Raw genomic sequence first — 19894 nt, 5'->3', positions numbered from 1 at the left:
GAGAATTGACCGATGAGCGAGAGCCTCGTCCCGTTTTTTCTGCGCGGCGGCCTTCTGCTGACCCTCTGTCTGGCCCTGTGTGCCGGATCGGCGCGGGCTGAGAAGAAAAAGATCATCTTCGACACCGACATTGCCGGCGATATCGACGACGCTTTCGCCCACGCTCTGGTCCAGCTTAGCGGCGACCGTTTCGAGGTGCTGGGGATTACCACCTGCGACGGCCCCACGGCGGAGCGGGCGCGGGTGAGTTGCCGGATGCTCTGGGAGGCGGGCCAGGAAAATATCCCCGTGGCCGTGGGACGCCCGACGCGCCAGGGCGACCAGTTACCTGCTCAGTTGGCCTGGGGCGAGGGCTTCGACAAGTACAGGCCGGTCCAGGAGAGCGCAGCCGAGTTTATAGTGCGCACCCTGAAAAAATACCCGCACCAGGTGACAATAATCAGCGTGGGGCCGACCACCAACCTGGGCGATGCGATCAAGCTCGACCCGGCGGCCTGGAAACTGGTCAAGGAGGTGGTGGCCATGTTCGGCTCGTTCTACATGGGCTACGGGGGCAGCCCGATCCCCAGCCCCGAGTGGAACGTGGTGGCCGATGTCCCCAGCGCCCAGGCGTTCATGACCAGCGGCGTGCCGATCAGACTGGCCGGGCTGGATGTGACCACCCTGGTGAATTTCGACGAGGCGCGCCGGGGGCAGATCGCCGCCCGCGGCTCGGCCCTGACCGATGCGATCATGGGGCTCTACTCCCTCTGGTCGTCGCGCCACGCGGGCCGCGACCCGGTGCTGTTCGACCCGGTGGCGGTCTCGATGGCCCTGGGCGAGAATTTTGTCCAGACGCGACGGGCCCACGTGCGCGTGACCGACGAGGGCTACACCGTGGTGGATGAAAGCCAGCCGTCCAACTGTGAGATCGGCATGAGCATCGACAAGCAGGGCTTCCTCGACTGGCTGACCGGAAAGCTCCTGACCCAGAATTTGATGCGTTGACAGAATAAACCGCGGGATTGATCGTCTAACCGGGAGAGACGGCGCAAACTGGGGCCGTCCCTCCCCTTTTTTTGCGGAATGTGTTATATTCTTAACGTTGCACGTTGTGCAGAGTGAATTCCGGCCCTCACCCTGATCCAATCCCTAAGGAGTGTAGCATGCGGGCATTAAGAATGATTCCGGTTGTCATGCTGGCTTTATCGCTGTCGGTGGCGCAGTCGCGGGCGGAGCTTACCGCCGGGGCGGGCTTGTCGCTGGCCTGGCCGCAGGGGGATTTCAGCGAGCAGGTCGATTTCGCCTGGGGCGGCGCGGGCCGCGTGGGCTGGGCTTTCGCCCAGGGATCGTCCGTGGCCCCGGTGTTGTTCGCGGATGTCGGCTACCTGAACTACGGCCGCGAGCGGCGGACCGAGCCTTTCAGCATGACCATCCCGGATGTGGTGGTGGACGTGGTGACGGACAACTACATGGTGCAGGTCAGCCCCGGCTTTCAGGTGGGCCTGCGCAACGGCCCGGTGCGCCCGTACGCCGAGGCCTTCTTCGGAGTGACCTACATCGCCACCCGGACCAAGATCGAAAACCACGGCCTGGGCAGCGGAGATGAGATCGCCGCCAGCACCAATTTCAGTGACTGGACCTGGAATTTAGGCCTGGGCGGCGGCGTGCAGATCCCGGTCTGGAGGCGCAAAGAGGCGCTCAAGGGCGAGCTGAACGAGGCCCTGATCGATATCAAGCTGGGCTATGTGAGGGGCGGCAACGCCGAGTACCTGAAAAAAGGCTCCATCGAGCGCGAACTGGGCAAAGTCACCTACGACACCGTGGAGTCCGCCACGGACATGTTCATGCTGCGTGTCGGCGCTACTTTCAATTTCTGACCTTCCCCGGCCCCGGGCGGTGGAAACCGCCGCCCGGGGCATCCTGTTCCTCAAAGGACACGGCATTTTTCTTTACTTAATTTTCTCACTTTGCAATATTAGCCGTCAAACTACCCTGCATAGAGTTACGTCCAGGCAGTCCTCCCCTGTTTGAGGCGTCAAAAGATTTGCCGGGCAGTCCTGGCGGCGCTGTGCCAGCCGTCAGGAAAACGATTGCATTCAGGCGATAGAGCGAAAGTGGAGTGACGCACATGCGACGCAACGTGTTGAGCCTTCTGCTTGTCCTGGCTGTCCTCAACCTGTCCTCCACGGCCCTGGCCGGGAACCTGCAACTGGGACCGAGCACTGGTACGTGCCGCTCAGTTTCTCCCAGAGCGACATGTTCTGCGATGTCTCCAGCCGGTACAGCATCACGGCTTTCTGTACGGGGATTTCAGTCGGACTGAGCCGCGGGGCGCTCCGCCCCTATGTCGACGCCCTGGGCGGACCGGCGTATTTCGGCATCGACAGCCATATCACCAACGCGCGCTGGGCCGGACCGCTGATCGACCAGACCGAGGATTTCAGCCATCTGAGCTATATCTGGGGCGTGGGCGGCGGCCTGAGGTTCGTGCTCTGGGAGAGCGGGGAAAAGGAGACCGGCCGCCTGATCAAGGACATGGCCATCGATCTGAAAGCCCTGTACCAGAAAAGCGGTCAGAGTGATTTCCTGGTCCGTCAGAACCTGCGCCGCCCCAGCCAGGAAGGTCCGGTGCTGTACGATAAATCGACCTCCGGCCTCGATATGCTCCAGTTCCGCTTTGGCGCCTCGATGCAACTGCTCTGAGCGCAAAGCGCGCCTCCGGTTTATTCCATCTTGCGCAACGGCATGAACGACAGTATTTTGCATCCTTTCCCGGCGCCAGGACCGGAACCGGTGAATTCATCTATCGTGAAAGCAGCCAATGGACAGCATAGAGACGGCACTGAGCACGGACGAGGCGGCGGTCACGGCCCCGGGGCGTGAGTATCCCTACGAGAAGCGGGTCATATTTTTCACCAGCCTGGGCCACGGCATGCTGCACTTTTTCGAGCTGATCTACGCCGGTGTGCTCACCCTTCTGATCGCGCATTTTCATCTTTCCCTGGTCGAGGTCGGGGCCCTGGTGTTCCCTTATATAATGATGCTCGGCCTGGGGAGCCTGCCCGGCGGCATGCTGGCTGACCGCTGGGACATATACAAGGTGTTCCTGCTGTTCATTTTCGGCACCTCGGCCTCGGCGGTGCTGGCCGGGCTGAGCCATTCGGTCTGGACCCTGGCCCTCTCGTTCGGCCTGATGGGGCTGTTCGGCAGCCTGTACCATCCCTCGGGCCTGGCCCTGATCTCGATGGGTGTGCGGCGCAAGGGGTTCGTCATGGGGCTGCACGGGGTGTTCGGCAGCATCGGGCTGGCCATCTCGCCGTTCGTGGCCGGGCTTCTGGGCGAAAAGTTCGGCTGGCACATGGCCTTTTTCGTGCCCGCGGCTTTCGGGTTCATCTCAGGAGTCCTGTTCCTGATCTTCCCGGTGCGCATCTCGCACCGGAGCCTGCCCCAGCCGTCCACTGCGCAGGAGTCCGGGGAGGATGGCAGCCGGCCGGACAGCTCCAACCGCGGTTTCCTGTTCTGGCTGTACATGGTGATGATTATCACCGGACTGGTCTACCGCGGCCTGATGACCTACCTGCCCAAGTACCTGGGCGAGAACGTGCACGTGAGCTGGACCAGTTCGGTGATCGCAGGCGGGCTGTTCACCAGCCTGGCCCTGCTGGCCGGAGGTATCGGCCAGATGTGGGGCGGGCATGTCTCCGACCGTCACAGCCCGTTCCGGGTCTACGTGCGCCTGGTGCCGTTGTGGGGCCCGCTTCTGCTGGTGACCGTGCTGCTGGGCGGCTGGCCCCTGGTGGCGATGCTGGCCGTGTTCTTCGTGGTGTTTTTCAGCGGCCAGCCGATCGAGAACCAGATGCTGGCCCTGGCCGTGCCCCCCCGTCACCGCAGCACCGGCTACGGGCTCAAGTTCGGCCTCAACCTGGGCCTGGGCGCCCTGGCCGCCCCGATCCTCGGCCTGGTGGGCGACCGCTGGGGCATGCAGTGGATTTTCTACTGCATCGCGGGGACTCTGTTCATCTCGGCTTTCCTGTCCCAGCGGCTGCGCAGGTTCAAGGCGCGCATCTACGACTGACAGCACAACGCTGCGCACCCGCCCGGTTCTTCTGCCTTGACTGGCCGGCCGAACCGGGCCATCTTATCTGTACATTCATTTCAGTCATTCCGGCAGACCGGCCCTAGGGGCTGGTCCTGACCGGCGACGATTCGTCTCCAACGCGTGGGACCGAATGACCATGAGCGACACCCCCGCAGCCGGCGGCCTGCCGGTCGTGCCTTTCGGGCCGCACCGGATCAGCCGTCTGATCGTGGGCGGCAACCCCTTCGTGGGCAACAGCCATTTCACGGCCGAGATGAACAGCGACATGGCCGCCTACTACACGTCCGAGCAGGTGGTAGCCACCCTGCACCGCTGCCAGGCGGCCGGGGTCAACACCCTGCAGGCCCGCGGCGACTATCACCGTATCCTCCACTGGCTCGAGCTGTTCCGGCGCGAGGGCGGCCGGCTCAATTTCATCGCCCAGACCGCCAGCGAGATGAGCGACATCCACACCAACATCAAGGTGATCGCCGCTTTCGGCGCGGTGGGGATCTATTTCCACGGCACCGAGACCGACAAGCGCTGGCGCGAGGGCCGGATCGACTCGGTGTGCGAGTACCTCAAGACCATGCGCGAGGCCGGCGTGCGGGTCGGCCTGGCCACGCACATGCCCGAGGTGTTCGACTACGTGGAGAGCAAGAGCTGGGACCTGGATTTCTACATGGTCCCGTTCTACAACATCGCGCGTGCTCCGCGCGAGAGCGCGGTGGTGACCGGCCGTTTCGAGGTGGAACAGTTCGAGGAGGCCGACCCGCCGGTGTTCTGCCGTTTCATCCGCTCCACGCGTAAGCAGTGCCTGGCTTACAAGGTGCTGGGAGCGGGACGTCACTGCGCGAGCCAGGAGGCGGTGCGGGAGCGCCTGGCCTGGACCTACGCCAATATCAAGCCCGGCGACTGCGTGGTGCTGGGGATGTTCCCCAAATATGTGGACCAGCCGGCGCTGAACGTGGGTTACGCCATCGAGGCCATTGCCGCGGCGGCCCGGGGCTGACAAGGGTTAATTTCTGACAGGATCGGAGAATCGGCATGAAAAAGCTCAGGTTCGTTCTGGTGGGGACCGGCAATATCGCCACCACCTATGTCCGGGCGGCGGCGAACGTGGAGGAGGCCGAGATCGTGGCGGTGGTGAGCCGCAGCGCCGAGCGGGCGGCCAGATACGCCGCGGCCAACGGTTTCGAGGCCTCCTCCGTGGGCCTGGAGAGCGTAGGAGTGCCCTATGACGCCGTGATGCTGGCCACGCCCAACGGCCTTCACCACCGTGACACCCTGGCCGCGGCCGCCCTGGGCAAGCATGTGCTGACCGAGAAGCCCCTGGATGTGACCCTGCCCAAGATGGACGAGATGATCGCGGCCTGCCGCGCCGCCGGAGTGCGCCTGGGGGTGAGTTTCCAGCGCCGCATGAGCCCGGCCAACATCGAGCTGAAACGGATGATAGACTCCCGCGCGTTCGGCAGAATCTATGTCACCGACCTGTTCGTCAAGTTCCTCCGCCCGCAGAGCTACTACGACAGCGCCGAGTGGCGCGGCACCCTGGCGGTGGATGGTGGCGGGCCGTTCATGCAGCAGGCCAGCCATAATGTCGACACCCTGACCTGGTTCTTCGGCGTGCCGCGCACGGTGATGGCCAAGACCGCGCTGCTGGCCCACACCGGGATCGAGGTGGAGGACCACGGCGCCGCGGTGCTGACCTGGCCGGACGGGATGTTCGGCACGATCATCGCCTCCACCGTGACCGCGCCCGGGTTCCCGGTGCGCATGGAGCTGCACTCCGAGAGGGGCTCCTTTATCACGGTGAACGACGAGGTGGTGGACTGGAAGATGGAGGGCGTGACCCCGCCCGCGGTGGCGCCGGCGAAGGCGATCCACAGCGGCGCGGGCGCGGCGGGCGTGGCGGTGACCGAGACCGGCGGGCACGAGGCGATCATCCGCGATTTCTGCCACGCCGTGTGGGAGGGCCGCGACCCGGTGGTCAGCGGCGAGCAGGGACGCGCCACCGGCCTGGTGATCGACAGCATTTACCGCGCCGCCCGCGAGGGACGGGAGATAACGCTCCCCTGAAACGGCTGGTATGTTCCGTGGCTTTGCCCGTAAAGGCCCGGTATCTTTCCGTCAAGACATTCTCTGGAACAGACCGTAGCGCTGGGTGGTCCCGTGTCAGCTCGGCCCGTGTTGCGCAAGATTACCTGGCTCATGTTCGCGGTCTGGCTCGGCCTGAGTTGGGCGGCGATCTATTGTCCCCTGCCCCGGCTCTGGGGGATGTTGCCCGCGGGAAAACCCGCCGGGGTGGTGTTCCTGGTTTGGGCGCTGTTCTGCCTGGCGGTCCTGCTCGGACTGGAGGGCGGCCTCACCGGGCGGGCGCTCCAGCGGGTCTTCGACCGTCTGGCCCGGGCGGGCGCGCCCGTGCGCCTGGCTTGTCTGGCGGCTTTCTCGGGCGCGGTGTTCCTGCTGGGCTGGGCTTTCCGCTCCAGGAACCATTTCATGGGTGACGGCTGGCTGTACCTGAACGTGATCCACCGGCCGTTCCACCTTATACCCGACCGCCCACTGGACTACGTTCTGCATCATCAGGTGTTCTGGTACCTGAGCGGCCTGGGCAAGCCGGACGGCGAGCTGGCGTTCAACCTGCTGCATTGCTCCCTTCTGCCCTTTTTTATCCTCGCCCTCTGGTCCCTGGCCGGCCGTCTGACCGCGGAGCCGGTCAAGCGGACCGCGCTCACCCTGATCCTGGCCGGTAGCTCTGCCCTGCAGCTTTTCTGCGGCTATATCGAGACCTACACCGTACTGGCCTTTTTCTCGGCGCTCTTTCTGGCGGCCGGGGCCGCGTATGCCGCCTCCGGAAGATACAGGACCGAGCTGCCCTGGGAGGTCAGCCTGATCTTCGGGCTGGCTTTCCTCAGCCACCGCAGCGCGGTGGTGCTGGCGCCCTCGCTGCTGTTTCTCTGGCTGCTGCGGCTCTGGCCCAGCGGCCCTGAAAAGACGGGCCTGAAACAGTCCCTGGCGGTCCTGGCCCTCTGCCCGCTGCCGCTGCTGGCCATGATCCTGTTGCACTCGGCCAGCCTGGACCTGCTGGTGCCACTGCTGCACAATGATCCCGAAATAGTGCCTTACACCATTTTCAGCCTTTCCCACCTGGGGGAAAAGCTCAATTTCATGCTCCTGGCCGCGCCAGCGGCGCTTATCGCCCTGCCCGCCCTGGCCGCGGCCTGGGGCGAGGTCCGTGCCCGGCTGGACTTCACTTTCCTGTTCCTGAGCCTGGCGGCCCTGGGCGGTGTTTTTTTCCTGTTCAGCCTCAACCCGCTTCTGGGTGTGCGCGACTGGGACCTTCTGTCCCTCTGCGCGGTGCCGGCTTCGGCCTGGGCCGGCTGGGTGCTGCTGCGCTTCTTCGAGGGTGGCGGTCGTCTGCGGGGTAACCCGCTGCTGGCGCTCGGGCTGGCGGTTGCCTTTCACGGGGCGCTCTGGGTCTGGATCAACTCCGATATCAACCGCGGAGTGGGTTTCATCCAACGGGTCCGCCGCCAGGACATCCATACCGCTACCGGCAAGACCAACCTGGCCCAGGAACTGGCGAACCGGGGTTTCCTGCGGGAGGCGATCGAGCAGAACAAGCTGGCGCAGGGGAGAATGTTCCTCCGGGGAAGGGTCAACCTCAGCGTCCTGTTCATGCGCCTGGGCCAGCCGGACAGCACCATTTTCTACACCCGCGAGGCCGCGGCCTACGAAAAGGCCCACCGCCTGAAACCCACCCCCACGGTCTGGATCAAGGCCGCGGCGGCTTTCGACGTGCTGGAGCAGCCCGACAGCGCGAACTACTACTACCTGTTCCCCCTGCGCAGGAGCACCTCCTACTACGAGCAGGAGGACCGGGCCTGGTGGCTGGGCCAGATGAACCTGCCGTTAGAGCGCTACACGGAAAAGGCCCGGCTCGACAAAATGAACATCGATTACATCCTGTTTTTCCTGCGCTACAACAACATGCTGGGACAGCAGGAAAACGTGGCGAAAATATACGGGTACTACCAGAGCGCCGGACTGAACGAGGCGCAATGGCTCAAGCTGCTCGATTTTGCCGTCGCCTCACACCATTACGAATACCTCGATTCGCTGACCAGCCATGCTTTCAGACAGTTCCCCGATCTTCAGCGGGGTTTCGTCAAGAAACCTTAGCCTCGCTCCGGCGGATGTATTTCCTTTGCCTTACCCGGTCCGCGTGTGTAATATTTTCCCCCAGAGAATATCGTACAATCCCGGACTCCCGGTCCACACATAACGCCCTGTCACTTACCCCACCGGAGGAACAACTGATGTCCGACCGCCGCGATTTTGTCAAAGCCCTGGGCCTCGGCGCCCTGGGTAGCCTGGCCCTGGGGGCCGCAGCCCGCGCCCAGAACGTCCCCGAGCTCAACACCGGCACCGGCAGGAAAATACGTGTCGGGATCATCGGCGCCGAGAACAGCCACACCGTGGGTTTCGGCGAGATATTCAACAAGCAGAAAAAGTTCCCTGGGGTCGAGGTGGTGGCCCTCTGGGGCGAAACCGACGAGTTCGCCAAAAACGCGGCCGAGCAGGGTGCGATCCCGAAAATAGTCAAGGAGCAGAAAGAGCTGTTCGGGCTGATCGACGCCCTGATCGTGGACCACCGTCACGCCCGCTACCACGTGGACGCCGCGGCCCCGTTCGTCGCGGCCGGAATCCCCACTTTCGTGGACAAACCGTTCGCCTACCGTGTCCAGGAGGCCCAGTACCTGCTGGAGCTGGCCGAAAAGCGCAAGACCCCCATAACCTGCCTCAGCTCCGCGGCTTTCGGGCCGGGCATGGAGGATGTCGCCGGCCAGGTGCAGGCGCTGAAAGAGAAAACCAACTCGCTGATAGTCACCGGTCCGGCCGACCCGACCAGCCGCTACGGCGGAATTTTCTTCTACGGCATCCACACCATCGAGCGCCTGTTCCGCATGGCCGGACAGGACTGCACCATGGTGCGCTGCAGCCGTAACGGCAAGCGCACTTCGTTCGAGTTCAAGTTCGCCTCGGGCCTGCTGGCAACCTACGTGCTGTCCAAGAAATGGGAGCAGTACTGCGTGACCGACGATGGCCTGAAAGCGATCACTCCCGCGAGCGAGGCCAAGGACTCGGACTACATGTACGCGGCGATCGTGAAAATGTTCCAGACCGGCGAGGAGCCCCGCTCGCACGAGAGCATCCTCAAGCAGGTGGCGGTCCTGGAGGCGATGGAGCGCGCCGTGTCCAGCGAGGACTGGGAAACACTGCTCATCTGACAGGGCAAGAGCAGCTCAAACCGGCCGTCCCACGAGCCGATATCAGTGGAGACAACATGCAGAGAAACCTGCTGGCAATCGCCGTGCTGGCCTGTCTCGGCCTTCTGACCGCCTGCAGCCGGACCGACAGCCCCGCGGCCCGCTGGGGCGGCGCCACGGGCTGGACAGTTTCGGCCCTGCCCGCCTCGGTGCGCCTGGACCCGGCCGGGGGACGGATAATCGAGAACCGCCCGGACATCTACAAGATGCGCCCCCTGGAGGGGCTGCTCGACAGCAACTGGGTCTTCTCACGCGACACTGTGCGCCTGGAGGCCGCCCGGGGCGAGTATGTCTCTTTCCAGGTGGTGGTGGGCAGCCCGGACGGCGCACCGCTCAAGGACATCTATGTCGGAATGTTCCCGTTCGCCAGCGGGGGCAACCCACTGGAGGCCAAGCCGGAGCTGTTCCTGGAATGGTCGGTCGAGGTGCGGGGCAAATCGTTCGGCTACGAGCGCTGCTCCTACGGCCCCGGCTGGTACCCGGACGCCCTGATCCCGCTGCACTGCCTGGACATTGACCCGGAGCGCCACGGCCGGGTCTGGTACCCGCTCAACCTGCCGGATTTCCGCAACCGCATACCCGACCAGCGCTACCAGATCATCTGGGTGGACCAGTACGTGCCCCGGGAGCGTATCTCCGCGCCGCCGGGGCTCTACCGCAGCGAGGTCACGCTGCGCTGCGGCGAGAAAACCCACAGCCTGACAGTGGAGCTGAAAGTCCACGACTGCGCGATCCCCAACCGCAACCGGCTCTGGGGCAACCTCCAGCACGAGGGCTTCCTCACCCGGATGGACGAGCAGGACGAGCTTGAACTGTACCAGTTGTTCAAGAAAAACCGGGTGGTGCTGGCGGACAACGGCTACCACCCGGACCTGACTGTGACGCCCCAGGGCAAGGTGCAGATCGACTGGACCCGCTTCGACAGCCGGCTGAAAAAGTATTTCACCGGCGAGGCGTTCACCGAGGCCTTCGGCTATAGCGGCCCCGGCTACGGCGAACCCTGGGAGGAATTCCTGCTGCCGTTCGACTGCTGGCGCGAGCATGAGGGCCGCAGGAGCCCGGGCTGGCCGGATGTGGGCGACAGCAGCCAGGAACGCAGCAGCGCCAACCAGGCCCTCTACGTGGATGCCATCCGCCAGGTGCGCGAGCACCTTCTGGGTATGACCGACCCGGAGAAAACCCACCTGATCGTGTTCCAGAACGGATTGGACGAGAGCTATTTCCCCGAGGCCTGGGAGCGGATGGTCTACTACGGGAAGCTGTTCAAGAAATATTTCCCGGAGGCGAAGTACCGGGTGGACGGCGGCTACAGCCTGGAGGCGATGCAGACGATCCACGCGGCCATCGACTACTGGTGCTGCCACACCGTGGGCTACAACCGGGACACGGTGCAGAAATACCGCGAGCTGGGCATCCGGGATTGGATCTACGGCCCGGTGCTGTACGAGCGTAAGGAAAACAGCGGGGTGGGCAGCAGTACGTTCATCGACCTGGAGCCCTCCAACGACCGGCTGATAAGCTGGGCCTGCTGGCGCTGCAAGGCCCTCACCTGGTGCAGTTGGGGTATCGGCAGCCAGTGGCGCAAGGCCTGGTACGCCCCCGAGACCTGGAAATTCGCCGTGCGCTCCGAGGACAAGCCCCTGGCCGAGCGCAGTTTCAACGGCAACGCCCTGCTGGTCTACGCGCCGGATGTCGTGCCGGGGGTGGACATCCCCTGCCCCTCGATCCGGCTGAAACAGATGCGCGACGGGGTGGAGGAATGGGAGCTGCTCCAGAGTCTGGCCGACCTGGACGGCAACCCGGCGCGCGCCGACAGCCTCGCCGACCGGCTGGTGCACGAGCCTTTCGGTGAGCAGAGCATCGGGCGCCTGGATGTCTGGAGCCACGACCCGCAGGACTGGGACGACACCCGCGCTGCCCTGATCCAGACGGTCGAGGCGGCGGGCAAGGGGAATTGAGGGAGGCCTGCACATTTAGGCCCGGCAGCCGGATTCCCCCCTTTTCTTTCCAAGGAGGGCCAGGGGGGACTGCTCTGAAACAATAACACGAATCCCCCTCGATCCCCCTGAAAAAGGGGGAGGTAACAAGAAAGGGCACGGCATGCCGTGCCCCTATGAAAACCGAGGCTGGGCAGGATCAATTGCAGGGGCGACCGGTTGGTCGCCCCTTTGTATTCATACACCCCGTCGGCTTCGCCGCCACCCCTCTTTTCAGAGGGGATCGAAAGCGCTGTCTTACGGGCGACGGGAGGGAGCGCGGGTTGTGGCGGGATAAATCCCCTCTCGAGAGGGGTGCCCGCGCCAGCGGGCGGGGTGTGTGACGGTTGATGCAGACAAAAACAAAGGGCACGGCATGCCGTGCCCCTACGTTTATTGAACCAAGCTCCGGCTCCTACTTCAGCAGCACCATCTTGCGGGTCTGGCTGAAACTTCCCGCGCGCAGGCGGTAGAAATAGACCCCGCTGGGCAATCGCTGCCCGGTGGCGTCCGTGCCGTCCCAGAACACCGAGTACACCCCGCTGTCCCGCTCGCTGTCCACCAGGCGGCGCACCAGGCGTCCGCGCAGGTCATAGACCTCCAGGCTGACCCGTTCGCGGTTGCCCTCCGGCACGCTGAACGAGATCACGGTCGAGGGGTTGAACGGGTTGGGATAGTTCTGCTCCAGGGCGAACACGCGCGGAAGGTCGGCGCTCTTCAGGCCGCCGTCCAGCGCGGCCAGGAGGATCCCGGCCACCTCATCCCCCAGGCCGAGGCCACGCACGCTCTCGCTGAGCCAGCCTCTTTCCTCCGGGCTGAGCGCGGCGGAAAAATCATCCATCCCGGTTGCGGCCAGGGCCGTGGCTGGACTATCGCCGCAGGCCCCGCTCAGGATATCGCGCGCCAGCAGGCGGGCGTCCTCCAGGCTGAACGCCCCGTCACCGTCCAGGTCCAGGCTGGGGTCGGAGGGGTCGCGGCGGGCGGCCAGCAGCATGGCCAGCACATCCATCACGCTCGCGCGGCCATCGCCCGAAAAGTCGCAACGCCGCCCGCTGCGCGAGGTCGCCTCATCCACGCCCAGCGCGCGGGGGCCATAGTGCGGCAGGGGCTGTCCCAGCTCGTAGGCCCCCAAGTCCGGGGCGCCGCCGGTGAAGTCATCGTTCACCCCGGGCAGGCGCTGGCCGTGGTCAACGGCCACCGAGCCGGGGGCCAGGCGAAGGTCGGCCGGGGCGCGCTCGGGAAACGGCGGGCTGGGCCAGTCCGGAGTGGCGGCGAACACATCCAGGCCTACCTGTACGGCGTGCTTTTCCCAGAACGAGGCGTTGAGCTCGCCGATGCTCCAGGCCCTGAGCCCGTCCACCTTGGCCAGGAAACCGTTCTGGTACTCGTAGCTTCCCACCCCGTCGTAGTCCAGGTCACAGGTGGAGTCGGCGTTGTCGAACTCCACCGCCCGGCCGTCCCCGCTGCCGTACAGCCCGAAATCGCCGCCGCCCCGTCCGCCCAGGGCCAGGTTGTTGCGGAAATAGGCGTAAGTCGGGTTGTGGATCACCCGCAGGCCGCTGCCCACCTTGACCACCGTGTTGTGCAGGACCACATCCCCCTTGCTGTAGCGGGCCAGCTTGAACGGACAGTCGATGATGTTGTACATCACGTTGCGGATGAAATAGGTCGGCCCGCCCAGGCCGGGCTGCGAGCTGAGGCCCATGAAACAGTTGGTGATCCGGTTGTCCATGATCCGGCAGTTGCCCTGGCAGAAATCGGCCTCCACGGCGTCATCCGTGCCCACCCGGATATCGTTGTTGTAGATGTCGATGCAGAACTGGTTGTTGACGCTGCCATCCTCCATGGTGCTGATACAGTCGCGGTAGCCGCTCACGTAGTTGTAGCAGATCACGTTGCCCGGGCCGGTCAGCTCGATCCCCTCGCCCACGTTGTCGCCCTCCGCGCCCAGGCTGGCCTCGGTCCAGGGTACGGAGGAGAGCACGGTGTTGTCGGCCACGTAACAGTTGCGCGCCGGGCGCTTCTCGTTGTCTGCCGTGATCCCGTAGACCGAGTTTATCCGGCAGTAGCGCACGGCCACGCCCTCGGTGCTGCCCAGGTCCACCGCCGGCCGGGAGGAGGTGGGATTGCTGACTGTCACGTTGTCCAGGATCAAATACTTGCAGCCGCGCAGGTTGATGGAGCTGAACACGGCCGCGGCCGTATCGGCCCGGCTGCCGCGGAGCGTGATGGGCTTTTCCTCTGTGCCGATCAGCAGCAGCGTGCCCGCGCCGTAACCGCCGGGCGCCAGGACAATCACATCCCCGGGCTGGGCTGAGCCGACTGTGGCGGCGAACGTGGCCGGAGTGGCGCTCTTGACCACCGAGTCGGCCGGGGCGCACGGCACGCGGCGGGTGCCGACAGTCAGGCTGCTCTCCTGGGCGCCGCCGTCCGGGTCGGACAGACGGATACGAACCTCATATTGCGTTCCCGGACGCAGCCCGAACAGGCTGCCCGAGAGCTTGTTCTTCCAGTAGAAAATGGGATCCGTGTCGATACTCCGCCCGGCCGGGATGCGGCGCAACGGGAGTCCCTCGCGCCAGGTGGCGGCCCCGGCCTGACGGTATTCCAGTGTGGCCGTGCAGTTGAGGTTGTCATCCCCGCTCAGTTCCCACTCGAAAGCCAGGTTGGTCAGGGTGGGGTACGGGCTGGTGAGATTCCCCGGGACCACGCTGTCGGCGGCATGCAAAAGGGAGAATGAGAAGGCACACAAAAGAAGTGTCGCAGAGCTGAGGAGTATCCTGGACCGCATCCGGCTCTCCTTCCGGCAGGTGTTGTCCGGCAATAATCAATAGGACAGAGAAATCCGAAGTGTTGTTTTGACAGAAGTGATAACTGTATACGGGTGGGCGGGCGGACAGTCAAGGAATTCCTTCACGAGCTTCCCGGCCGTCTGAAAAAGCCCGCCTCCACTGGATGGCCGGGTAGGAATCCTATATTATTCTGAAGTGGTTTGTTGATTGTATCAGCACAGGAAAGCGAGGCGAAATGGAGCCGGGCAAACGCGTGAAATTCGGGATAGACCTGGAGTTCGAGCAGCTGGGCGGCGGAGCTGACAGCGAGGTTCTGGTCACCTGCCCGCAGCTCAACGTCCAGACCGTCGGCGGTTCGTTCCGCGAGGCCGCCCGGAGGATGGGCGAGGCGCTGGCTTTTTTCTTCGAGAACACGGAGCAGCGTGGTGAGCTGGAGGAGGCCCTGGAAGCGCTGCGCGGGGACAGGCCCCTCAGCGCGCCGGAGGGGCTGCTCTGAAACAGAAAGGGGAGCCCGTGCCGGCTCCCCTTGTATGGATTGTCGTGGGGTGTTATGCGCTCAGTTGCCGCCCGGGCCGGGCGCCGGATCGGGCGCGCCGGGGGCGTCCGGAACGCCGGGCGCACCGGGCAACCCCAGTCCACGGCCGAAGCGGTGGAACATCCTTCCGGGACGGTCCTTGCCGAGTTTGAGCGCCCTGTCTTTCTGCTCCGCGCTCAGCACTGCGGCCGCCTCCACCCGCGCCTTGATCCGGGCCAGGACCAGTCCGGTCCTCAGCTCACCCAGGGCCCTGACCTTGGCCTCGACCTTGGGCATGTCCACCTGCTCCCCGTCCAGAAGGTCGTGCAATTCGAGTTCGCCCACGCGCAGGTCGGCGCGCAGCTTGGAGTCCTGGCGCACCATGTCCAGGCGCAGGGTTTTGAGCTTATCCACTTGTTCCTGGCTCAGCCCCAGGGCTTCCTTCTCGCGGATCAGGAAAGTCGGGCCCCTCCAGCCACCCAGACGGCCCAACCCGGCCTCTCCCTCTCCTCCCTCCCTCAGCATCTGCAGCATCTCCATCCGCTGCCCGAAACCCGTCCCACCCAGTCCCGGCCCGCCGCCGGGAATGGCCGCAATGTCCTGCTCCTGCGCCTGCACACCGCAAAAAAGTCCGAAAACCAGGCCCAAAGCCAGCACTACCGGTGCAATACGCATCGCCCACCTCCATCAGAGTTCACGCAAGCAGTTGTTGTCAGGCCTTGAAGATGCATCTTCTTGGATACATCCCTGAGACCACGCTCCGGCCTGTCGAGTTACATCCTATTTAATAGATGCGTGACAGTGGCCGGAGCGGCGTGGAGAGTGGAGACAACCAGTGAGGCGTCGGCAACGCGGGGACATCTCAGAGATGGCGGGCCAGACTGTCCAGCAGGCTTTGTATCTGAAGCTCTGCGTGAAGGGAGGAGACAGCCAGGCGGATCATGCCGTGGGCCGGCGAACCGGGATAAGTCATTAACGGGGCGACTATGCCGTCGTTTTCCAGCCCGGAGCAGATTTTCCTGAGCCGGGCGGCATCCTCCAGACAGACCGGGATGATGGGCACGGGCGTGGAATCCGCCTCCAGGCCCAGACCGCGCAGGCCGTCTTTCAGATAGGAAACATTGCGGCGCAGCTTCTCGAGCAGTTGGGGACGCTCGGCGGCCAGGCGCACCGCGGCCAGGGCCGCCCCCAGGATCGGCGCCGGAGGCGGAGTCGAGCAGACATAGGCCATCGAACGCTCGCGGACCGCCTCAATGAGCTGGTGCGAACCGTCGATACAGCCGCCGAAAGAGCCGAAAGCCTTGCTCAACGTGGCGCAGCGGTGCAGGCGCTCATCCCCGCTCAACCCGAAATACTCGGCCGTGCCGCGGCCGTTCTTTCCCAGCGCACCGAACGCGTGAGCATCATCCAGCAGGACCAGGGCCTCGGTCCCCTCCAGGCGCTCCAGCACCTCCGGCAGTGGGAAAATGGTCCCCATCAGCGGCGAGACCCCCTCGCCCACCACCAGCAGCCGTCCACCCGTGCGGGCCGGACGTTTCACCGCGGAGCGGAAACCCTCCAGGTCAGAAAGACTGAAAGTGTCGCAGGGCAGGCCGGTCAGGACCACCGCCTCCTTGACACTGCTGTGCGCATCCTCCTGCAGGAACACCCGGTCACCCTCGCGGGCGACCCCTCCGAGCAGCACGTTCATACCGAGGTAGCCGGAGGAGAAAATCACCGCCTCCTCCTCGGCCGAAAAAGCGGCCAGGGCCGATTCCAGCTCCAGGTGCAGCACATTGGTCCCGGAGGAGACCCGCGAGGCGGCCGAGCTGACACCGAAACGCTCGATGGCGGCCCGCGCACCGGCCATCACCTGCTCGCGCGAGGACATGCCCAGGTAATCCGATCCGCCGAAATACAGATACTTCTTCCCGTTCACCAGGATTTCCGGACCGACCGGACCCTGAAGCACTATGTTATCCAGCACCACTCCTCCGAAATCAGAAACGCGCAGATCCCTGCCGGACCATCTCAATTGTAGATCGTGAAAAGTACCTTTCAGAGCCGGGTTAGTCAATCAAAAACATCTTCCGGAATAATGAACTAATCCGGCAAACCAGCATAAACGTGACCTTAGGACGGAAAAAGAATGTTGCTCCGCGCCCCGGTCAGCGGTATCTTTGCGCGGTCCGGCCCGTTAAGTCCACCCGCAGCCACCGAAGAACTGTCGGAGGTGTCAGGATGTCCGAGACCGCCTTGATCCTGCCGCAAGACAGCCTGAGCCTCTGGACCCTGATCGTGCTGGCCGCGGCCGCGGCGATCTGGCTGGAGCAGAGCTACCGCTGGGGCACGCGGGTAAGCGGTCCGGTCCTGGCGCTCCTGGGTGGGCTGCTTCTTTCCAACACGCACGTCATACCCACCCGCAGCCCGGTCTACGATACGGTCTGGGACTACGTGGTCCCGCTTTCCATCCCGCTGCTGCTGTTCAAATGCGATATCCGCAAGATATGGAAAGAGACCGGCCGCCTGCTGGGCCTGTTCCACCTGAGCGCCCTGGGCACGATTGCCGGCGGCCTGGCGGCGGGCCTGGTTTTCAGCCGCTCGGTGGAATCCATCGCGGCGGTTTCTGGGATCATGACCGCCAGCTACATCGGCGGGAGCATCAATTTCCTGGCCTGTGTCTCGATTTTCAGACCGCCGGAAAATATCTCCAACGCCCTGATCGTGGCCGACAACCTGGTAATGGCCATGTATATCCTGGTCCTGCTGGCCTTGCCCGGCCTGACCTGGGCGATGCGCGCATTCGGCAGCCTGCCGGAGACAGAGCTGCGCGAAGAGGGACAGACCGGGGAGCAGGCCCAGGACTTCTGGCGCGCCCGTCCAGTCTCCCTGCTCGACATCGCCCGGAACCTGGCCCTGGCCTTTTTCATCGTGACCCTGGCCACAAAAATCAGCCAGGCGGTGGCCGCCTCCGGGATCGGCGAGCCGCTTCTCACCCTGCTGGGCAACCGTTTCCTGCTCTACACCACGTTGACCGTGCTCTTTGTCCTCGCGTTCCCGCGCCTGAGCGAAAACCTGCGCGGCACCCAGGAACTGGGCACATTTGCGATCTACCTGTTTTTCGTGCTGATCGGCGTGCCGGCCAGCGTGCGTGGAATCCTGACCGAGGCCCCGCTTCTGCTCGTGGTCTGCGCCCTGATGATCGCGGTAAACATGGCGGTCACTTTCGGACTGGGACGGCTGTTCGGGTTCAAGCTGCAGGAGATGATCCTGGCCTCGATCGCCAACATCGGCGGCCCGATGAACTCGGCCGCGGTGGCGATCTCCCGTAACTGGCCGCGGCTCATCATCCCCGCGTTCCTGATCGGAGTCTGGGGCTACGTGATCGGCACCTACTGCGGGGTTGCGGTGGGACGGTTGCTGGAGGCGCTCCTGCACTGAGAGAGGAAGGCCGCGACTGTCCGCTGTTTTCTTGACATCCCGCGATCCAATCACTTAGAATCAAGCGCCGGGCAGTCACCCGGACAGTCTACAAGCACACAGGAGGTATTGATGCCGGAACGTGATGAAACCCGAGGCGCCAACCCCATCCGGCGCGGGGCCTTCCTGCGGCGGATAGCCGCGGCCGCGGGAGCCTGCCCGCTGCTGGCCGCCGTGGCCGAGGCCGAGCAGTCGGGGTTCCGCCTGCTCGACCAGCCGAAGATCAAGCGCGATTTCGCCGACAAGCGCAGCTACAAGGTGCTGTTCGTGGCCCACTGCCTGTTGAACATGAACGCCCGCATGCACCAGTGCGCCAATTTCTGGCCCGACTCGGTCCATCCGATTGTCGCCTTCTGTATGGAGCACGGGATCGGCCTGGTGCAGATGGGCTGCCCGGAGACCATGACCATGGGCCTGGGCCGCGACAAGGATGACCCGCCGCAGGAATACCTGCGCCAGGCGCTGGAGATGGAGCCCTCGCGCAAGATTATGCGTCATCTCGCCGCGCAGACAGTCTACCAGATGAAAGAGTACCGTTTCCAGGGCTTCAAGGTGCTGGGCGTGATCGGCAGCGAGGGCAGCCCCTCCTGCGGCGTGACCACGACCCACGACCTGAAAAACGAGCCCGGTCAGGGGCAGGGGGTCTACATCGAGGAACTGCGCGCGCAGATGAAAGAGGCCGGCCTGGACATCCCGGTGCTGGGCAACCTGGACGGCGAGGAGGAGAAAACCCTGGCCTGGCTGAAGAGTGTGGACTCGGAGCATAAATAGTTTCCCTCCGCATGGGTGCTTTGGGGAAAATCCCCCCTGCCCCCCTTTACGAAAGGGGGGAATCCGCTAACCGGACAAATGGGCAAGCGCCTCCCCCTTTTTCAAAGGGGGACCGAGGGGGATTTAAAGGAGACCAATATGATTCCGTCTATGGGCAAAAAAATTAGAGAATACTCACCAGAAGAATTGGATTGGCTCGAAGAAATTCTGAAAGACTATTGGGATCGATCTCGTAATTTCGAGTCAGAAAGCATTGCCGATCTTGAAAAGCACATTTGGCTCGCTAATGGTGCAGCAGCAACTGTTTCTATAGGCTTTATTCAAGCAAGAACGACTATCTCTCTTTGGCAGTACTTTGGTCCTTGGTCGTTTATCTCCGGAATACTGATGTTAGTTGTTATGAAATATGCTTCAGCAACAAACGCATCGAGAGATCGAAATAGATATCAAAAAGCAGCATTAAAATTCTATAGCAACGAAGCAACAGACGATATATTCAATAGTATTCGCGACAATTTATTTAATTATCTAAAGAGTTCATATCTGATTCTTCAATGGGGAAGTGGAGTAGCGTTTATTGCGGGCTGTATATTCACTCTGATCGGAATCACAAACAAATAAGCTGAACCAATATGATTGCATTCACCGAAATCTTCGACCTCTCGGTCACCCTGGGCGCCGAGGCCCCGGTCTACCCCGGCGACCCGGCCTATGTGCGCGAGAAAGTCTACTCGCTGGAGGCGGGCGACTCGGTCACTGTGTCGAAGCTCACCCTCTGCGCCCACAGCGGCACGCACGTGGACCTTCCCTCCCACTATCTGCGGAGCTCACCGGGCATGGCCGAGATCCCGCCCGAGCGCTTCATCCTGCCCGCGCTGGTGGTCGAAAGCGACAACCCCAAAGCCGTGGAGCAGGAAGAACTGCTGGCCCTGCACCTGCCGGTGGAGCGCGCGGTGCTGTTCAAGACCGCCAACTCGGCCAGCGGGCTG

General features: G+C 63.7%; 17 protein-coding genes. 14 read left to right on the top strand and 3 right to left on the bottom strand.

The annotated features are described in order from the left end of the window. The first annotated feature begins 12 nt into the window (after positions 1–12). From LLH00_15020 to LLH00_14980, 9 genes are all read left to right on the top strand, one after another. A complete protein-coding gene (locus LLH00_15020) occupies positions 13–987 on the top strand; it encodes a nucleoside hydrolase (protein MCE5272590.1) in 975 nt (324 codons plus the stop codon). A gap of 158 nt (positions 988–1145) precedes the next feature. Next, entirely contained in the window at positions 1146–1859 is a 714-nt protein-coding gene (locus LLH00_15015) for a porin family protein (GenBank protein MCE5272589.1), read from the top strand. A gap of 352 nt (positions 1860–2211) precedes the next feature. Next, positions 2212–2685 (top strand): hypothetical protein, encoded by a 474-nt coding sequence (locus LLH00_15010; protein MCE5272588.1) that lies wholly within the window; start codon positions 2212–2214, stop codon positions 2683–2685. 118 nt (positions 2686–2803) lie between these two features. Then, entirely contained in the window at positions 2804–4057 is a 1254-nt protein-coding gene (locus LLH00_15005; protein ID MCE5272587.1) for an MFS transporter, read from the top strand. Between the two features lie 160 nt (positions 4058–4217). Beyond that, positions 4218–5072, top strand: coding sequence for a hypothetical protein (locus LLH00_15000; GenBank protein ID MCE5272586.1), 855 nt, complete (start codon positions 4218–4220; stop codon positions 5070–5072). 35 nt (positions 5073–5107) lie between these two features. Continuing rightward, the gene (locus tag LLH00_14995) at positions 5108–6139 is read left to right on the top strand and encodes a Gfo/Idh/MocA family oxidoreductase (protein MCE5272585.1); all 1032 of its coding nucleotides are present in this window, start codon (positions 5108–5110) and stop codon (positions 6137–6139) included. A gap of 93 nt (positions 6140–6232) precedes the next feature. Further along, the gene (locus LLH00_14990; protein MCE5272584.1) at positions 6233–8245 is read left to right on the top strand and encodes a hypothetical protein; all 2013 of its coding nucleotides are present in this window, start codon (positions 6233–6235) and stop codon (positions 8243–8245) included. Positions 8246–8382: 137 nt separating this feature from the next. Then, a complete protein-coding gene (locus tag LLH00_14985; GenBank protein ID MCE5272583.1) occupies positions 8383–9354 on the top strand; it encodes a Gfo/Idh/MocA family oxidoreductase in 972 nt (323 codons plus the stop codon). 56 nt (positions 9355–9410) lie between these two features. After that, positions 9411–11351, top strand: a complete 1941-nt coding sequence (locus LLH00_14980) for a DUF4091 domain-containing protein (protein ID MCE5272582.1) — start codon at positions 9411–9413, stop codon at positions 11349–11351. A 433-nt stretch (positions 11352–11784) separates the two neighbouring features. Here the strand turns inward: LLH00_14980 and LLH00_14975 are convergent, their stop codons facing one another. After that, the gene (locus LLH00_14975; GenBank protein MCE5272581.1) at positions 11785–14160 is read right to left on the bottom strand and encodes a T9SS type A sorting domain-containing protein; all 2376 of its coding nucleotides are present in this window, start codon (positions 14158–14160) and stop codon (positions 11785–11787) included. Between the two features lie 236 nt (positions 14161–14396). Between LLH00_14975 and LLH00_14970 the strand changes: the two genes are divergently transcribed. Then, the gene (locus LLH00_14970; protein MCE5272580.1) at positions 14397–14657 is read left to right on the top strand and encodes a hypothetical protein; all 261 of its coding nucleotides are present in this window, start codon (positions 14397–14399) and stop codon (positions 14655–14657) included. A 60-nt stretch (positions 14658–14717) separates the two neighbouring features. Here LLH00_14970 and LLH00_14965 read toward each other — a convergent pair whose 3' ends face one another. Together LLH00_14965 and LLH00_14960 are read right to left on the bottom strand one after the other, a co-directional pair. Then, the gene (locus LLH00_14965; protein MCE5272579.1) at positions 14718–15350 is read right to left on the bottom strand and encodes a periplasmic heavy metal sensor; all 633 of its coding nucleotides are present in this window, start codon (positions 15348–15350) and stop codon (positions 14718–14720) included. A 187-nt stretch (positions 15351–15537) separates the two neighbouring features. Beyond that, entirely contained in the window at positions 15538–16641 is a 1104-nt protein-coding gene (locus LLH00_14960) for a pyridoxal phosphate-dependent aminotransferase family protein (GenBank protein MCE5272578.1), read from the bottom strand. A gap of 254 nt (positions 16642–16895) precedes the next feature. Between LLH00_14960 and LLH00_14955 the strand changes: the two genes are divergently transcribed. The 4 genes from LLH00_14955 to LLH00_14940 all read left to right on the top strand — a co-directional run. Continuing rightward, entirely contained in the window at positions 16896–18095 is a 1200-nt protein-coding gene (locus tag LLH00_14955; protein MCE5272577.1) for a DUF819 family protein, read from the top strand. Positions 18096–18206: 111 nt separating this feature from the next. Then, on the top strand, positions 18207–18905 hold the full coding sequence (locus LLH00_14950; protein MCE5272576.1) for a 2-thiouracil desulfurase family protein: 699 nt from the start codon (positions 18207–18209) through the stop codon (positions 18903–18905). A gap of 138 nt (positions 18906–19043) precedes the next feature. Continuing rightward, the gene (locus LLH00_14945; protein ID MCE5272575.1) at positions 19044–19526 is read left to right on the top strand and encodes a hypothetical protein; all 483 of its coding nucleotides are present in this window, start codon (positions 19044–19046) and stop codon (positions 19524–19526) included. Positions 19527–19537: 11 nt separating this feature from the next. Further along, on the top strand, positions 19538–19894 hold a 357-nt coding region (locus LLH00_14940), incomplete at its 3' end, for a cyclase family protein (protein MCE5272574.1).

This window comes from bacterium, from assembly GCA_021372515.1.
Classification (GTDB): Bacteria; Gemmatimonadota; Glassbacteria; order GWA2-58-10; family GWA2-58-10; genus JAJFUG01.
The sequence above is the reverse complement of the archived record's forward strand: the minus strand, read 5'-3'. Positions and strand labels throughout refer to the sequence as shown.